The organism is Paenibacillus sp. FSL K6-1566, assembly GCF_038050475.1.
Taxonomy (GTDB): domain Bacteria; phylum Bacillota; class Bacilli; order Paenibacillales; family Paenibacillaceae; genus Paenibacillus_AQ; species Paenibacillus_AQ lactis.
This window is the reverse complement of record NZ_JBBOSR010000001.1, coordinates 6,140,618-6,156,902: the sequence shown is the minus strand read 5'-3', so window position 1 is coordinate 6,156,902 and position 16,285 is coordinate 6,140,618. Positions and strand designations below refer to the sequence as shown.

General features: G+C 55.2%; 14 protein-coding genes. 13 read left to right on the top strand and 1 reads right to left on the bottom strand.

What is annotated here, in order from left to right:
- Window positions 1-167 precede the first annotated feature (167 nt).
- The 10 genes from NST08_RS27620 (at window position 168) to NST08_RS27575 (ending at window position 12,004) form a co-directional block, all read left to right on the top strand.
- The gene (locus NST08_RS27620; RefSeq protein ID WP_210094031.1) at window positions 168-1,637 is read left to right on the top strand and encodes a catalase; all 1,470 of its coding nucleotides are present in this window, start codon (window positions 168-170) and stop codon (window positions 1,635-1,637) included.
- 509 nt (window positions 1,638-2,146) lie between these two features.
- Window positions 2,147-4,132, top strand: coding sequence for a methyl-accepting chemotaxis protein (locus NST08_RS27615; RefSeq protein ID WP_210094030.1), 1,986 nt, complete (start codon window positions 2,147-2,149; stop codon window positions 4,130-4,132).
- 200 nt (window positions 4,133-4,332) lie between these two features.
- Entirely contained in the window at window positions 4,333-5,151 is an 819-nt protein-coding gene (locus NST08_RS27610; RefSeq protein ID WP_210094029.1) for a uroporphyrinogen-III synthase, read from the top strand.
- A gap of 110 nt (window positions 5,152-5,261) precedes the next feature.
- Window positions 5,262-5,900, top strand: a complete 639-nt coding sequence (locus tag NST08_RS27605) for a ThuA domain-containing protein (RefSeq protein WP_210094028.1) — start codon at window positions 5,262-5,264, stop codon at window positions 5,898-5,900.
- A gap of 32 nt (window positions 5,901-5,932) precedes the next feature.
- A complete protein-coding gene (locus NST08_RS27600) occupies window positions 5,933-6,634 on the top strand; it encodes a response regulator transcription factor (RefSeq protein ID WP_341342527.1) in 702 nt (233 codons plus the stop codon).
- The gene (locus NST08_RS27595) at window positions 6,631-7,998 is read left to right on the top strand and encodes a sensor histidine kinase (RefSeq protein WP_210094026.1); all 1,368 of its coding nucleotides are present in this window, start codon (window positions 6,631-6,633) and stop codon (window positions 7,996-7,998) included. Before NST08_RS27600 ends, NST08_RS27595 begins: the two co-directional genes overlap by 4 nt.
- 82 nt (window positions 7,999-8,080) lie before the next feature.
- Window positions 8,081-8,758, top strand: a complete 678-nt coding sequence (locus tag NST08_RS27590) for a PepSY domain-containing protein (protein WP_007128845.1) — start codon at window positions 8,081-8,083, stop codon at window positions 8,756-8,758.
- Window positions 8,759-8,937: 179 nt separating this feature from the next.
- Window positions 8,938-9,645 (top strand): PepSY domain-containing protein, encoded by a 708-nt coding sequence (locus NST08_RS27585; RefSeq protein ID WP_028404108.1) that lies wholly within the window; start codon window positions 8,938-8,940, stop codon window positions 9,643-9,645.
- Window positions 9,646-10,015: 370 nt separating this feature from the next.
- Window positions 10,016-10,333, top strand: coding sequence for a phasin family protein (locus NST08_RS27580; protein ID WP_007128843.1), 318 nt, complete (start codon window positions 10,016-10,018; stop codon window positions 10,331-10,333).
- A complete protein-coding gene (locus tag NST08_RS27575; protein ID WP_341342526.1) occupies window positions 10,334-12,004 on the top strand; it encodes an ABC1 kinase family protein in 1,671 nt (556 codons plus the stop codon). It begins immediately after the preceding gene.
- Window positions 12,005-12,025: 21 nt separating this feature from the next.
- Here NST08_RS27575 and NST08_RS27570 read toward each other — a convergent pair whose 3' ends face one another.
- Window positions 12,026-12,589, bottom strand: a complete 564-nt coding sequence (locus NST08_RS27570; RefSeq protein ID WP_007128841.1) for a hypothetical protein — start codon at window positions 12,587-12,589, stop codon at window positions 12,026-12,028.
- A 122-nt stretch (window positions 12,590-12,711) separates the two neighbouring features.
- Here NST08_RS27570 and NST08_RS27565 point away from each other — a divergent pair, with 122 nt between their 5' ends.
- The 3 genes from NST08_RS27565 (at window position 12,712) to NST08_RS27555 (ending at window position 16,172) form a co-directional block, all read left to right on the top strand.
- On the top strand, window positions 12,712-14,286 hold the full coding sequence (locus NST08_RS27565; protein WP_341342525.1) for a DEAD/DEAH box helicase: 1,575 nt from the start codon (window positions 12,712-12,714) through the stop codon (window positions 14,284-14,286).
- Window positions 14,287-14,364: 78 nt separating this feature from the next.
- The gene (locus NST08_RS27560) at window positions 14,365-14,706 is read left to right on the top strand and encodes a DUF3243 domain-containing protein (protein WP_007128839.1); all 342 of its coding nucleotides are present in this window, start codon (window positions 14,365-14,367) and stop codon (window positions 14,704-14,706) included.
- A 224-nt stretch (window positions 14,707-14,930) separates the two neighbouring features.
- The gene (locus NST08_RS27555; protein WP_341342524.1) at window positions 14,931-16,172 is read left to right on the top strand and encodes a hypothetical protein; all 1,242 of its coding nucleotides are present in this window, start codon (window positions 14,931-14,933) and stop codon (window positions 16,170-16,172) included.
- Window positions 16,173-16,285 lie beyond the last annotated feature (113 nt).

The window sequence follows — 16,285 nt, the reverse complement described above, 5'->3', positions numbered from 1 at the left end:
TCATAAGAACTTCATCGAATGAACATGAATGCTCATTGGTCAATCACGCAACGCTCATCGAAGGTTCATGCGACACTCATGACCGGACAAATTCCGGGATGATACAATCATTTCATAGATTTAGATTCAGTCTAAAATCAATTATAGAAATGATGGAGGTTTTCCGCATGGATAGATTGACAACGAACCAAGGAGCTCCCGTAGGAGACAATCAGAATTCGAAGACCGCAGGCCGCCGCGGTCCTACGCTGCTGGAGGATTATCATCTGATTGAAAAGATCGCGCATTTTGACCGTGAACGGATTCCGGAGCGCGTCGTTCACGCCCGCGGAGCCGGGGCGCATGGCATCTTCGTCGTGGAGAATGACATGAAGCCGTACACCAAAGCGGCCTTCCTGCAGGAGATCGGGCAGGAGACGCCGGTCTTCGTTCGATTCTCTACCGTCATTCATGGAACAGGTTCCCCGGAAACGGCACGAGACCCGCGCGGCTTTGCCGTGAAGTTCTATACGGAGGAAGGCAACTACGATATCGTTGGTAATCATATCCCTGTCTTCTTTATCCGGGATGCCATCAAATTCCCTGATATGGTCCATTCCTTGAAGCCGGCTCCGGACAGCAACATTCAAGAGCCCGGACGGTATTGGGATTTCATGACGCTGTCCCCGGAATCCACGCATATGATGACCTGGGTGTTCTCCGATCATGGAACGCCGGCCAACTACCGTGAGCTGGACGGATTCAGCGTGCATGCATTCAAATGGGTCAACAGCGAAGGCAAAGTGACTTATGTGAAATATAAGTGGGAATCGCAGCAAGGGGTACGAACCCTGGATGCGGATGAGCTGGTTGAAGTGCAGGGCAAGGATTTCAACCATGCTACGCGGGATCTGCGCGAGCATATCGAGCAAGGCGACTTTCCGAAATGGCGTCTGGTGGTGCAATTGATGTCGCCGGAGGAGATGGACGATTTGCCTTTTGATCCCCTGGATCCAACGAAGGTATGGCCGGAGGACCGCTTCCCGTTCATTACGGTAGGCACCATGACCTTGAACCGCAATCCGCAAAATTTCTTCGCGGAAGTTGAACAGGCCGCTTTCTCGCCAAGCGCGCTGGTTCCCGGCATTGAGCCGTCGGAGGATAAGCTCCTTCAAGGACGTCTGTTCTCCTATCCGGATACGCAGCGTCACCGGCTTGGCGCCAACTACTTGCAAATTCCGATCAACTGTCCGTATGCACCGGTGCGCAACCATCAGCGCGACGGCCTGATGAACGTCAAGCAGGATCCGTCTCCGGTCAACTACGAGCCGAACAGCTATACGACCGGACCGGTCGAGGATCCATCCGTTCAGGAGAGCGAAGCGCCGCTTAGCGGTCATGTCGTTCGCCAGCGTATCGAGAAGACGGACGATTTCACCCAAGCCGGAGAGCTGTACCGCTCCTTCACCGAGCAGCAGAAAGACAATCTGCTCCGCAACCTGATTGCCGATCTGAGCCAGGTGAAGCAGGACATCCAACTGCGGGCCGTATGCAACTTCTACCGGGCGGATGCCGAATACGGAGCCAGACTGGCCGAGGGACTCGGCGTAGATCTGAGCGGCTTCATTCCGGCAGCAAATAAGCCGGAGTCTGTATAAACCGCGTCTTTAACGAAGGAAGGCATTACGGAATAACTTCTTGGTCGATTGTCCGCCAAAGAGCCAGAGCCTAACGGTCTGCTTCTTCCGCTGTGCAGGCCGTGAAGCCATCATATATAAAGAGGTGCCGATAAGATCATGAGATCTTTGGGGCGCCTCTTTTTTAGTTAAGGGGCGCTAGCGTATCGTTTCGGATCTTGCCGGGAGGATGGCTCCTTCCTTGGGAGGAGAACGCTCTAGCATGAATCGTTTCTCATCTTGCCGTTATCCCAATTTCTTGAGGTCAACCGTGAGCCGCTTCAAACAGGGTGTTTCAAGGACCGCTTCGCTTGTCCGTAACCCGCCGCTCGCACGGAGGACCATGGTCCAACTCAAGTCTCCCAATCTTAATTGTAAATAATTACCACATGTAGGATGTAACGATTCCTTTACCGGATGCCGATAAGTTGAAGGGAAGATTTTAGTTACGAGGGAGCGTTCTCCCTGCGGATTGAAAGGACAGGAACCATATGAAGACAAAGAGAACCAACCGGCTGCGGCGAAACATGATCATCACGTTTCTTGTGGTGCTGCTCGTTCCAAGCTTTGCGATCGGTTATATTACTTATCGCGATGCAAGTCATACCGTGGAGGAGGAAATTTTGCGCAGCGCATCGCGCAGCGTGGAGACGGCGAATGATGTCATCAACCAGACGATCGAAAATAAGATTCATGACCTGAGCTATTTCAGCGGGAAGATCAAAGGGGCCGCGGTCGATCAGGAGCTGGCATCGGGCAGCGAAACAGGACTCGCTGCGGTGCTGCGGCAATATTTGGGGCTGCACCCCGAAACGGTCGATATTTTTGCCGGGACAGCCCGGGGCGGCATTTTGAGAGCCTCTACAGAGGAGCTTCCTGAAGGATTTGACCCGAGACAGAGCGAGTGGTACAAGCTGGCCATCACCGCCAAGGGCGAACCGATTATTACGACGCCGTATGCATCACAGGCCGGATCGATGATCGTTGTGACGATTGCGCAGATGCTTCCAGACGGATCCGGCGTGGTCGGCATTGATTTGAACCTTACCCAGATCCGTGATCTGGTTGAAGTCAAGGTTGCACGCGAAGGCTATACCATGGTGCTGGATCAGGAGCAGCACTATTTATTTCACCCGGAATACGCGGCAGGGACGGATGCATTGGCGCAAGAGGCTTGGATCTCCCGCTTGTATGAGGAGCCGGAAGGGCACTTCCATTATGAGCATAACGGCGAGGACAAGCAATTGAATTACATTACCAATGAACGGACCGGATGGAAGATTGCCGGTACGATGTATTTCTCGGAGGTGGAAGATTCCGTCCGCGGCATCCGGAATACGATGGTATTGGTGATGGCGGTGTCTCTTCTTGGCGCGTTTGCGCTGGCCTTATGGAATATCCGCTCGGTGCTGAAGCCGATCCGCAAGCTGAGCAAGGCGACCGAAGTGATCAGCGACGGAGATTTGACTTATCGTATGAGCGGATTCAAGCGGGACGAAATCGGGGAATTGGCCGATCACTTCCAGGTTATGGTGGATAATCTGCGTGAAATGGTGCATGGCGTTATGGGGATGTCGGAGAATGTGTCCGCCTCGTCGGAGGAGCTGTCGGCTAATGCGATGCAAAACACAGCGGCCGTCCAGCATGTGACCTCCTCGATTCAGGAGGTGGCGGCAGGCAGCGAGAGCCAGCTCTTCGCCGTCGAGGAAATCGTAAAGCGGATGAATCAAGTATCGCAGCATGCCGATTCCATTGCCTCTCTCCTCGAGGTTATGAGAGGGGCCATGAATCAGACGGAAGAGCTGGCCCAGGAAGGGAATACGGCCGTGATCACGGCCGCGGCTACGATGCAGGACATCAACCATTCGATGGAAGAGCTCGGCGGCGTCATCAGCCAGCTGTCCGAGCGGTCGGAGCAGATTCGAGGCATCGTCGGGACGATTGGAGAGATTGCCAAGCAGACAAGCCTGCTTGCGCTTAATGCCTCGATTGAAGCATCGAGAGCGGGAGAACACGGCAGAGGCTTTGCTGTCGTGGCTGCGGAAATTCGCAGTCTGGCGCATCGCTCCGAGGCATCGGCACAGCATATCGCCGAGCTCATCGCCGCCATTTTGCAAGAGGTGAAGCGGACGAATGCGGTAATGGCATCGGCTCAGGAGAACGTTTCCGAAGGCGTCGGCGCGGCTGACCTGACCGGACGCTCCTTCTCCCGCATTAAGAAGGCGGTTCACAAGGTGACCGGGCAAGTAAGCGAAACCGCCGAGGCTGCGCGTCAGCTGGCGGGCGATGCGAATCAAGCGAGAACGGCTATTGATGCGATTCGGAATATCTCGGAGCAGACGTCGGGACGGACGCAATCCATATCAGCCGCTTCCGAGGAGCAGCTTGCCTCGATGGAAGAGGTAAGCGCGTCGGCGACGGATTTGAGCCGGCAGGCGGAGGAGCTTCAGGAGCTGGTCCGGCGTTTCAAGGTTTAGCAGCTATAGGAGGAGCGGGGCGTCTTGCAGCGCTTCGAGCTGAACGTTCAAGCAGCGAAGGGGATGCATTCCCTTCGCTGCTTTTTTATAAGGCTTGCTGCCGAAGTTTAAGACCAAAGTGACTTTCGCTCTGCGGATCGGGCCAGTATACTGGAGTCAAATGGCAGAACCTGCACACTCTAGGAGAGCGAGGCAAAATAATGGCACAGCATATGAAAGATCGGGTTGTGGCCCTGGCCGGCCCCCGCAAAGCGGAGGAAATGGCAAAGCTGGTGGAGAAGATGGGGGGAACCCCGCTGATTCGTCCGGCACAGGGAACGGTTTTTTTGGATGATGAGGTACTGCGTGAATCGATTGAGGATTGGCTTAAAGAGCCCGCACCGCCATGGGCGATATTTACGACGGGCATTGGCCTTGAGGCCATCTATGATATGGCGGAGCAGATGGGCGCTTTGGACCGGTTGAATGCAACGCTTACGCAAACAACCATTGCCGCGCGCGGTTACAAAACGGTGAACGCGTTGAAAAAAAGAGGGCTTACGCCCATCGTAAGAGATGATGACGGCAGCACATCCGGCCTCATTCGGGCGCTTGCGCCGTTTGATCTGGCAGGCCAGCGCGTCATCCTCCAGCTGCATGGCGAATCCGCGCCTAAGCTTGTGGAATGGCTGGAGAGCCGGGGCGCTCAGGTGGAGCCGATCTTGCCGTATAAGCATATACCGCCGCGGGAGGAAGACATCTCGTTGCTGGTGGACGAAATTATCCAGGGCAAGGTGGATGCCGTTGCGTTCACCAGTGCGCCGCAATTCCGGTTTCTGGCTGATTTCGCCAAGGATCACGGCAAGCTCGAAGCGGTGCTGGAGGCATTCCGCGGGCCAGTGATCGCCGTTGCCGTCGGCAAGGTAACGGCGCAGGGGCTGCGCGAGGAAGGGATCACGCGCCTGCTTGTCCCCGAAGATGAGCGCATGGGCAGCATGATGGTCGAGCTCGGTCGATATTTTGCCCAATCAGCGAATTAATGGCATGATAGGGGAGGGAGACGGGCGTGTCTTCCGGATTGATTCTTAGGCTCGTGCATGTAATGGACCATCGCGTGTAATATTGTAAGTAGTAAATAGGAGGATGCCCCATGGATAAAAGAAAAGCACTGCTGCTAGGCAGCTATACCCACCCCAAGTTTCACCCGCTCCAAGGGATCGATAAACAAGTAACACATCTTTTAAACGACATGTTCACGGTGCAATGCACCGAAAATCATAAAATGCTCCACGAGAGCAATCTGTATCCCTATGAGCTGTGCATTGCCTACAGCGACTTGTGGGATGAACGCGTATCTCCCCGGCAGACGGCGGGCCTGCTGTCCTATGTCAGCGGCGGCGGCGGCCTGCTTGTCATTCATAACGGCATTACGCTGGCTAACCGGTATGAGCTGGCCCAGCTCATCGGAGCGCGGTTTGACGGCCATCCGCCGATGGATAAGCTGTATTTCGTTCCCGCCGAGAACGATCTTGATATTACGGAAGGCGTGGAGCCGTTTGTATTGGATGAGGAACCGTATCGCTTCACCTTTAGCCCGTTTACGGAAAAAACGGTGCTGCTGCACTACGAGTATGAAGGTCAGCAGTGGCCGGCCGCTTGGTGCCATACGTACGGAATCGGCCGGGTGGTCTTTGTTATGCCGGGCCATCATGAGCCGAGCTTCCTTCAGCCGCAGCTTCGGAGGCTCATCACGCAGGCCGCCAAATGGGCGGCGCGCGTTCCGGGCTAAATCATACGGAGCATGCCTGTAGGAGGGATTGGATGAACAACGGGAAGATTTTAATCGTCGAAGATGAAGCTAAAATATCCCGTCTGCTGGAAATTGAGCTGGAGAGCGAGGGCTATGAGGTTGCCAAAGCGGATAACGGACTGGATGCGCTGAGCGTATATCGAAGCGGGTCCTTCGATCTGATTCTGTTAGACGTCATGCTGCCGGGCATGAGCGGCATCGAGCTGCTGAGGCGCATCCGGAGCCAGGATACGCACACGGCGGTGCTGCTGCTCACCGCCAAGAGCTCGGTTGAGGATAAGGTGTCGGGTCTTGATCTGGGGGCTAACGATTATATCACGAAGCCGTTTCAGATCGAGGAGCTCCTCGCCAGAATCCGGGCAGCGCTTCGCCTTCAGGGGACGCGCCAGAACGACAATGAGCCGGGAGGAGAATGGCTTTCCGCCGGTGACCTTAAGCTCCATGAAGGAACGCGCGAGGTCGTCAGGGCCGGAACGAAGATCGAGCTGACGCCCCGAGAATTCGATCTGCTCGTTTACCTGCTCAAAAATCAACGGCAGGTGCTGAACCGCGAGCAAATTCTGGCGGCGGTATGGGGATACGATTATTACGGCGATACGAATGTCGTCGATGTGTACATACGTTATGTGCGGAAGAAAATCGATCTTGACGGCCTGCCCGATCTGATTCATACCGTCCGCGGCGTCGGCTATGTGCTGAAGGACAGCCCATGAAGCTGAGCAGCCGAATTCATCTGTATTCATCGGTACTTATGGCGGTCATTCTGATCGTCATGAATATTTTGGTTTACTTTGTATTCAGCCGGATGACGGTGGATAGCCAGCTTAAGCAGACGAAGGCCGAAGCCGTGCAGATCGCCGGTAATATGGTGGAGGCCGCGAAATCCGTCCCGCTCGCCGACTTGCAGCGCAGCTATGTTCCGGCTGGCGCAGGGATCAAGGTGGTCATGCCCGATAACAGCAGCCCCCAGCGGTTGACGACGGCGCCAGGCGTGGAGCTGGACGGCCTTGATGAGCCGTATGATACAAGGGAGCAGGTGCGGCTGATCACGATCCAAGGGGAAACGTACGCATTCGCCTCGATCCCGGTCATTTGGCCGGACGGCTCGGTTAACAATATTCAGCTTGCACGCACGCTTGCTCCAACGATGGATATTCTGAAGGCGCTTCGTGTCGTGCTCGTGGCCGTCACGGCCATCGGCCTGATTCCGATCGTCGTGTCGACCCGCGTGCTGGGCCGCTTGATTATGCAGCCGATAACGGCGCTCACCCGCACGATGAAGGATATCCGCGAGAGCGGACGGTTCCGCCGGATCGAGCTTAAGGAGCAGCCGAAAAACGAGCTGACGGAGATGGGAGCGGCATTCAATGATATGATCACGCTGCTCGAGAGCAATCATGAGAAGCAGGAGCAGTTCGTATCCAACGCCTCGCACGAGCTGAAGACCCCGCTTACGATTATCGAGAGCTATGCCAGTCTGCTGAAGCGCAGAGGACTTGAGCGGCCGGAGCTGTTTCAGGAGTCGGTGGAAGCGATCCATTCGGAAGCGATCCGAATGAAGGAGATGACCGAGCAGCTGCTGCTGCTGGCGAGGAATCAGGATTCATGGAAGATCGAGATGGAATCCGTGGAGCTCTCCGAGCTGGCAAACGGATCGGCGCGTGCGATCCGGGATGCCTACAGTCGGAAGGTTGACGTCCGCGCTGAAGGCGAGGTGCACGCCTGGACGGACAGCCGCAGGCTGAAGCAGCTGCTGTTCATCCTCCTTGATAATGCCCGCAAGTACAGCGATGAGTCGATCGTCATCGAAGTCGGAAGGAAGCCGCCCGGGGTATATATTCGGGTCATTGACCGGGGAATCGGCATATCGAAGGAAGATTTGGAGCATGTGTTTGACCGTTTCTACCGTGTCGATGAAGCTCGCGGCAGGAAGACCGGCGGAGCAGGCCTCGGCTTGTCGCTGGCGAAGGAGATTGCAGAGGCCGTCGGGGCAGAACTGGAGCTCGAAAGCCTGCCGGGAGTCGGCACCACCGCCACGATCCGGCTGCAGCCTTCCGGGACCCGAGGTCAAGGTTAAACGCCCTTTTGTTTCTCATCGATTTCTAACCTTGCTGCGGTATACTTGCGTTAATGAACAGAATCTACCCGAGGTGATTGGGATGCGAAAACAAATGGGGATGCTGACGGGCGGTCTTCTGCTGGTCGTCGTCGTGGTGGCCGGTACGCTGCTGTGGAAGCCGTTCAGTGTTTCGTCCGAGCGTATGAGCGAGGATGAAATTATAGGTAAAGTGGAAACTCTCTACCCAAATGGGACGATAACGGATACAGCGCTGGACGGCGATGTGTACCGGGTTCAGCTGGTGTCCGATCAAGGCAAATATGATTTGGCTGTGGATGCTCGCGAAGGCAGCATTGTGTCGATCGAACAGCTGGAGAAGGGAAAGGGCGGGTCTGGCAATCAGGATCCGACCGGACAGCAGCCCGAGCCTCCTGATCCGGATAACCGCGGGACGGGTCAGAGCGAGGGTCAGGGACAAGGCCAGGGGAGTAAACCACCTTCGGAGCCGAATGGGGAGGGGTCAGGCGGAACCCCGGAGGACTCTGACGATGGCGAAGGCACCGAACCAGAGAATCCGCCGATGCGGATGATCACGAGGGAGCACGCCGAGAAGGTATCGCTTGCTAAGGTTCCCGGGACGATCGAGGATATCGAATACCGCGAGGATGACGGCGTTCGTTATTATCTGGTCGAAATTGAGAAGAGCGATGGGCGGGAAGCCACGATCCAGGTTCATGCCATTACCGGCAAGATTATGACCGTAACGTGGGATGATTAGGGAATGGATCAGACGAGTTACTTCTTGATTTCACTTCGTGATCAAAAGACGATCTTTTGAACAACCTCTTTTATCATTTATCATCGTTTTCTAATCTTTCTCTCTGAATGCTCTCATATTGGAGCGTTATAATGAAATTGTAAAGAGAACGATCGATAAGACATGAGGAGGTTATTACGATGGGAAAGAACAAGATGAAGAAAAAAATACTGTGGGCCGGCGCGCTGTCCGTGGCTATAGCGGCAAGCGGCGTATACGGATATAATGCCGTGCAGGCTGCGGGCTCGAACGGAAGTGCAAGCACCGGTACGACGACTGCAGCGCAAACGGGCAAGCAGCTGATCAGTGTCGAGAAGGCGGAGCAGCTTGCACTGGCTGTCGCCAAAGGAACGGTAAAAGATATCGATCTGGTACACTATAAAGGACAGCTCGCTTATAAGGTGTACATCCAACAAAGTGATCGGGGCACCAAGCTATGGATTGACGCATCAACCGGCAAAACGCTCGGGAAGCGGACTTTCGAATATCACCACCACTATGATGGAGATGATGATTTTGATGATGACCGCGATCGTTATCCCAGCGGCTTGATCGGCGCAGGACAGGCCGCTGCAGCTGCATTGAAGCATGCGGGAGGCGGCACGGTGACTGACGTCGATCTGGATGAGGACGATAACCGCTGGATCTATGACGTTGAAGTGAAGACCTCCAAAGGCAGCATGGAAGTCGAGGTCAACGCCCTGAGCGGGAAAATCGTAAAGTCCGAGTACGATCACGACGATGATGATCATGATGACGATCATGACGATGATCAAGACGACCGTTACGATAATGATCATGACGATAATGATCATGACGACGATGACGATGATCGTTATAACGATTAAGATTGAGTGATCTTATGAAAAGCGTGCAGACCGTGGGGCAATGCCCTGTCGGTCTGTTTTCTTTTCCTCGACTAGGCGTTAACAGATCGGTATCCATGCTCTCATATTTACGGCCGGATCCGGGTAATTCTAAGTATATGAGATTTTGCAACATCCAAAGATCGACTTCCCATCAGCACAGTTATAGAGCGAAACGGCTTTGTTCGTCTCTAGATTTGACCCGGGGAGCGGCTGGAATCTAAATTTTCACAATGCCGGCCTATAAACCGGGAGCGCTCACAGGACATGGGTGCTGAAGCTTTGCGGATAGATGTTTTTACCAGCGCGAACGGTTATAATGGAACCAGACAAGATCGGGAGGGATAAAATCATGAGTGATCTTTTTAAGAAAGCAATCTCGTTAGGATTGGGCCTTACCGTTGTCAGCAAAGAAAAAGTCGAGAAAATCGTGGACGATCTGGTTAAGCGCGGGGAGCTGGCGCCCACAGAATCCAAAGCGCTGGTGAATCGCCTCATCGAACGCGGCGAGGAAGAGCAGTCCCAGATCAAGACGTATATTTATGAACAGGTGCAGCGCGTACTGTCCGAACTGGACGTGCCGAAAGGAACCGATGTCGCGAGCCTGGAACAGCGCATCGCTGTCCTTGAGAGGAAAATCGTGGAATTGGAAGGGCCGCAGCAGGATTAGATGGCGGTCCGAATGAGGCATGCCGGACGCTACCGGGAAATCGCCATGGCGCTAATGCGCCATGGCTTTGGCTATATGGTGGAGGAGATGGGACTGTTCCATGTCCTGTCGATGCCCGTCCGCTGGAGCTCCAGGGAGCAGCCGGAGACCGTTACGCTCGGGGAACGGATTCGGAGGGTGCTGGAGGATCTTGGACCGGCATTCGTGAAGCTGGGCCAATTAGCGAGCACAAGATCGGATCTGCTGCCTGACCATATTATCCAGGAATTGGTCAAGCTGCAGGAGCGGGTTCCTCCGTTCTCTTCCGCCAGCGCGCGGGAGCTGATCGAGCAGGAATGGGGCATGCCGATACATGATGTACTGCAGGAATTTGAAGAGAAGCCGCTTGCCGCCGCTTCAATCGGACAGGTGCATGCCGGCCTGCTGAAGAGCGGTGAGCGTGTAGCGATCAAGGTACAGCGGCCGGGTGTGGCCAGGATGATCGGCCGCGATCTGGAAATCCTGCGGGACATGATCTCGATCGCCGAGCGCCACTGGGATTGGGTGAAGCAGTACCGGGTCGACCGGATTGTGGATGAATTTGCCAGAGCGATGATGGCGGAGCTGGATTACAGTCACGAGGCACGTAACGCTGAGAAGATTTCATCCCGGCTGGATGACCATGAGTATATCCGTATTCCCCGGATATATTGGGAATATACATCCTCGAAAGTGCTGATGATGGAGTTCGCGGAGGGCATTACGCTTAGCCGCCGGCAGGAGCTGGCCGCAAAGAACTATGACCTGAAGGAGATTGCGGAGCATCTTATAGACGGCATGCTTCAACAGATTTTTATCGAAGGCTTTTTCCATGCCGATCCCCATCCGGGCAATTTGCTTGTCGCCGAGGATGGAAAGCTCGTCTTCCTGGACTTTGGACTTGTCGGGCAGTTGAGCGAGGACATGAGGGATCATCTTTCGGGGCTGATCATTGCTTTGATGCGCCGAAATTCGGAAGGGATGATCCGCGCGATCTCCAAGATGGGACTCATACCCGATGATTGCGATATGGACGCCTTGCGGTCGGATATGGATCGGCTGCGGAGCGAATATTATGACGTGCCGTTCTCTCAAGTGCGCTTGGGGAAGGCGCTTACCGACCTGTTCACCGTTGCCCAGCGGCACCGGATTATGCTCCCGCCGGATTTGACGCTGCTCGGCAAATCGCTGCTGACGCTGGAAGGAGTCATCGAAATGCTGGATCCGGAAATCAGCATCATCGACATGGCGGAGCCTTTCGGACGGAAGCTGCTGAAGGAGCGCTATAATTCGCGCAGGATTGGAAGGAAGGTGCTGGACGGATTGGCGGGGCTTGCAGAAAGTCTGCTGGATTTGCCCGGACAGGCCAGGCAGCTGTCGGCCTTGATCAGCAAAGGAAAGCTCCGGGTGGAAATCAGCGTGCCGGAGCTGCAGCAGCTGATGCGGAAGCTGGACCAGATCAGCAACCGGCTCTCATTCAGCATCGTGTTGCTGGCCTTCAGCATCATTATGGTTGGACTTATCATCGGTTCCTCCTTGAGCCGGGAGCCCATGATGCTATGGAATTTCCCGGTGATCGAGGTCGGGTTCATCGTGGCGCTGCTCATGGTGGCATGGCTGCTGTATTCGATCTTTAAATCGGGCCGTTTCTAGCCGTGGGCTTATCAAGGCTGTTTAGCCAGGGGCCGCGGCTTTGGCCCGTTTACGCTGCTGGATCCAAGCCTGAATGCCGATCAGGACCCATTCTATGAGATGATAGAATACGGCGATGATGAGCGCATGGAGCCAGCTGCCGACCGGAACGGCAGGGATCACCGACGCGAGTGCGTAAATCAGGATCGAATCGGTGATCACGGTGACGGTCTGCTTGACGTATACGGAAGCGTCCCGCCGCAGCCATAGGCGCAGCAGGGTGATCATGATCGGGTGCACGAGGCCTTCAAAGATCAGGAACCCGATCAAGAGCAGCAGGGGCAGGCTTAGCAGCACGCCGCCGCTGTTATAGGCAAGCATCTGTCCCGCAGAATCGGTCACCCGGAACAGGAGTGCATACAGGATGGAGAACAGCTCGATCGGCACAATGATAAAGGCTGCGAGAAGCGGAACAAGCCACAGCTTTCTCTTAAGGGGGACGGGCGGCTCCCCGTCCCGTCTTGAAACATAATTCATCATCATGTTAATCAAGGTGAGCAGGATCAGCAGAACGAGTACAGTGACTATGAGCTGGAGCGGATTCATTCGGGACACCTCCTTGCCGTGGTGGGATGAATCTTCTAATATTGACATTACCAAAGACAGGGTCGTTTGTCAGTTTCTTAATACGATTCAATAGCGAAAAATACTTAAATGAGGTGGAACGTTTGCCGAACTTTCAACAGCTGGGCATTGACGAGCAGAGAGTGAGAAAATTGAAGGAGCAGGGAATCGCGGTACCGACGCCGGTGCAGCAGGAGACGATTCCGCTGCTGCTTGAAGGGAAGGATGTCATTGCCCGGGCGCGGACCGGAACCGGCAAAACGCTGGCCTTTATGCTCCCGATTTTGCAGCATATCGATCCGAATCGTCCTTTCCCGCAAGCGCTCATCATCGCGCCAACCCGGGAATTGGCCCTCCAAATCACGGAGGAAGCCCGGAAGCTGACCGCAGGGGAAACGGACGGGATTAAAATATTGGCCGTGTACGGCGGCCAGGATGTCGAGAAGCAACTGCGCAAGCTGGAGGGCGGCCGGCATTTGATTATCGGCACGCCGGGAAGGCTGCTGGATCATCTGCGACGCGGCACACTGGAGCTCGGCGGGGTTAAAATGCTCGTGCTCGATGAAGCGGATCAAATGCTGCATATGGGCTTTTTGGCCGAAGTGGAGGCGCTGATCGATGCCCTTCCATACCGACGCCAGACGATGCTCTTCTCGGCTACGATGCCTGCAGGGGTGAAGCAGCTTGCGGCTCGTTACATGAATAAACCTGAAGATATTGTTATAAAAGGGGCATCCCCCATTCCGTTGGAGCAGATCAAGCAGGTGGTTGTCGAGTGCACCGACCGGTCCAAGCAGGACGCCCTTCGGGCCATGATCGAGCGCTACCGGCCGTTTCTTGCCATCATCTTCTGCCGTACCAAGCGGCGGGCATCGGCTCTAAACGAAGCCCTGCTTGCTGCCGGATACGAATCGGACGAGCTTCACGGTGATCTGTCCCAAGCCAAGCGTGAAGCGGTCATGAAACGGTTTCGGGAAGCCAAGCTTCAGCTCTTGGTCGCCACGGACGTGGCAGCCCGGGGGCTGGATGTGGAAGGGGTTACCCATGTTTTTAACTACGATATGCCCCATGATGTTGAAAGTTACATCCACCGGATCGGCCGGACGGGGCGCGCGGGAGGCAGCGGAATGGCAGTGACCTTTATGGCTGCCAAGGACCGTTCGGACCTGGCGCGGATCGAGGAGGGCATCTCGCTTCGCTTGAAGCGGGTGCGCTATGACGCACACGAGGGGAACGTCCAGGAGGAGCGCGCGAACAATGCGGGTATGGAGTCCGGCCGTCCGAGAAAAGCTAGACATGTCTCTTCGCTTGAGTCTGACCGTGAGCGGGGGCAAGGCGGCGGGCGAAGAGAAGGCGGAACGGGCTCGGCACGCCGCGGCCAGTCGGACCGCAGCTCCCGGGGAGGCGGCGGCAGCGCCGATGGCCGGGGAGGCCGCTCCCAAGCCAAGGGGAGAGCGGAGCAGCCACGCAGGGAAGAGAGCGGCGGGCCCGGGAGACGTGCAGGCGCGGAAGAGCGCAGCCGTGGGCAGAGCAAGAGCCAAGGCGGTGCCGGCCGTGGATCGGCAAGATCCGGCGGCCGCAGCGGCAGCCCCGCCCGTGGCCAGGCCAACCAGGGCGGCAGCCGCGGCTCCGGCAGCCGGGGAGGACGCGGCCGGAGCGGTGGACGGCGCGGCCGTTAACGCCATCCGGTGGTTCATTTGCAGGCCTTGCGGTTAATAACTGATCGTTATCTAATCCAATCACAAGGAGGCGTTATCATGTCTGAACATAATCATGTCGTGAACAAGAACGGTGAGCTCGATGTAAGTAAGGTCGATGACGCGATAGATCGGATTGACGATAAGGAGAAGGAGCGGATCCTGGCTGATTTCGACTCGTTTCAGGCCTATTTGAACAAGCGAATTCAGCTGGCCGAGAGCATCGGATTGAATGAGGAGCAGCTTGCCCAGGCGGCGGAAAAGGTGGCCGGCTATCTGGCTGCAAACGAAGAGCCTAGAAATTCGGAGGAGAAGCTTCTTCAGGAATTGTGGAAGGTGGGCACACCAGAGGAGCAGCACAAGCTGGCTCATCTCCTCGTCAAGCTGGCCCAGAAACGCTAGGCTTAGGCATTTTCAAAGAGCGTCATAGGTCTTCTCCGGCAGGTGATGCCGGGGAAGGCTTTTTTTGATTTACCGCCATCTTTGTCCGATAGATATACATGGAGCTTCCTAAAATAGGGCCTAAATTCATCTCCTCTTGGAAAGGATTTTGCCGTATTATAAAGGTTAGAGCATTTATACATAAAGGATGATATTCAATCGTTGAAGACAAAGGAGTTGCCTGCATGTCGCTGTTGATTCATGAGCAGAAAAAGCCCAAGATGCAGCCCTTTTACTGGGTGCTGACGTTTGAGGCGTATACGATCGGCATACTGATCGGCCTTGGGCTGATCGTCGGCCCGGTAATTCTTCTGCTTCGCTGGCCTTCCGTCTGGACCTGGCTTAGCTTGCTGGCCGTGCCTGTCGGAATGATCATGTTGGTCAAATTGTTGAAAAGCCTGAGAAATCAGGTGTGGGCCAATACGCATCTGGACCGATTCGCGCTGTATGAGGATCGCGTTGAATACGAGCTGTGGGATTCGGCTACGGGAGAATCGGAGCAAGGGAGCGTCTTCCTGACCGATGTGGTGGAGATGTACTATGGCCGTTACGTGCTCCAATACAGCTATGCTTATAAGAAAACCAAAATGATGGAAAAAAGCGCGATGTTCGAATTGATGCCGGTCCTGTACCTGATTGCCCGAAGCGGAATGGGGGAGCGGGCCATCGCCGTTCCGTTCCTGGATCCGATGGACGCGAACCGCTGGCTGGAGGCCATGGGCCGAAGAAATATACCGTTATACCTTACCTCGCTCGTCATCCATGATTTCCGTGATGCATCGGTGCCGCAGCAGCTGCGGAGCGATGAGGATTTGAAGGCAGCGGAATTTGACGGGAATATCGAGCGTGACTTCCGTCCGTACATGGAACAGCTAATCGAAGAGGAGCAGCATCGCGAGTATACGGAAGCCGAATTGGAAGAGCTTGAGCATGAGATGAAGCGTCTGGAATACGAGGAGGAGCTGAGAAAAAGGAAATCCGCCTTTCGCGGGGTCGGCAAGCTGGCTTGGCTCGTATTCCCGGTTCAATTCGCCATCGGCTTTTGGCTGGTAAGATTGGCCGAGAACGGCTCGATTGACCCGAATAATTACGGGTACACGACTGTATTATTCGGGTGCTCGTGCATATTGTTCTTTACCTTAGTGAAATGGATGCGCTGGCTGCAGATGATTATTTTTTCCTTGGCTTCACTTGTTTCATTCTTTTTTGTGGACTTTTCGGATGTCGAAACCGATCCGTCCTACATGATGTCCGGGAATCTCATAGCCATGTCCTTCATGCTTCTGCCCCTATATGGTCTGATCTATCTTGGGGTTCGCCGATTGCGGAAGAACCGCGATGCCAAGAATTTGCCACCGGCGCCTGAACCGTACAGACCAGCCCGGCACACCCCGGAATCGGAGATCGATTTGTCAAAGGGTCAGTAGCTGTAATGCTGAGCGGAAGCAGCTATTCTGTTCCCGTACGCTTCACCAATTGACGGATGGATGATCGCGCAAAATAAACTTCTTTAGTGAGTAGTGAGCATAAAGCTTGTCGG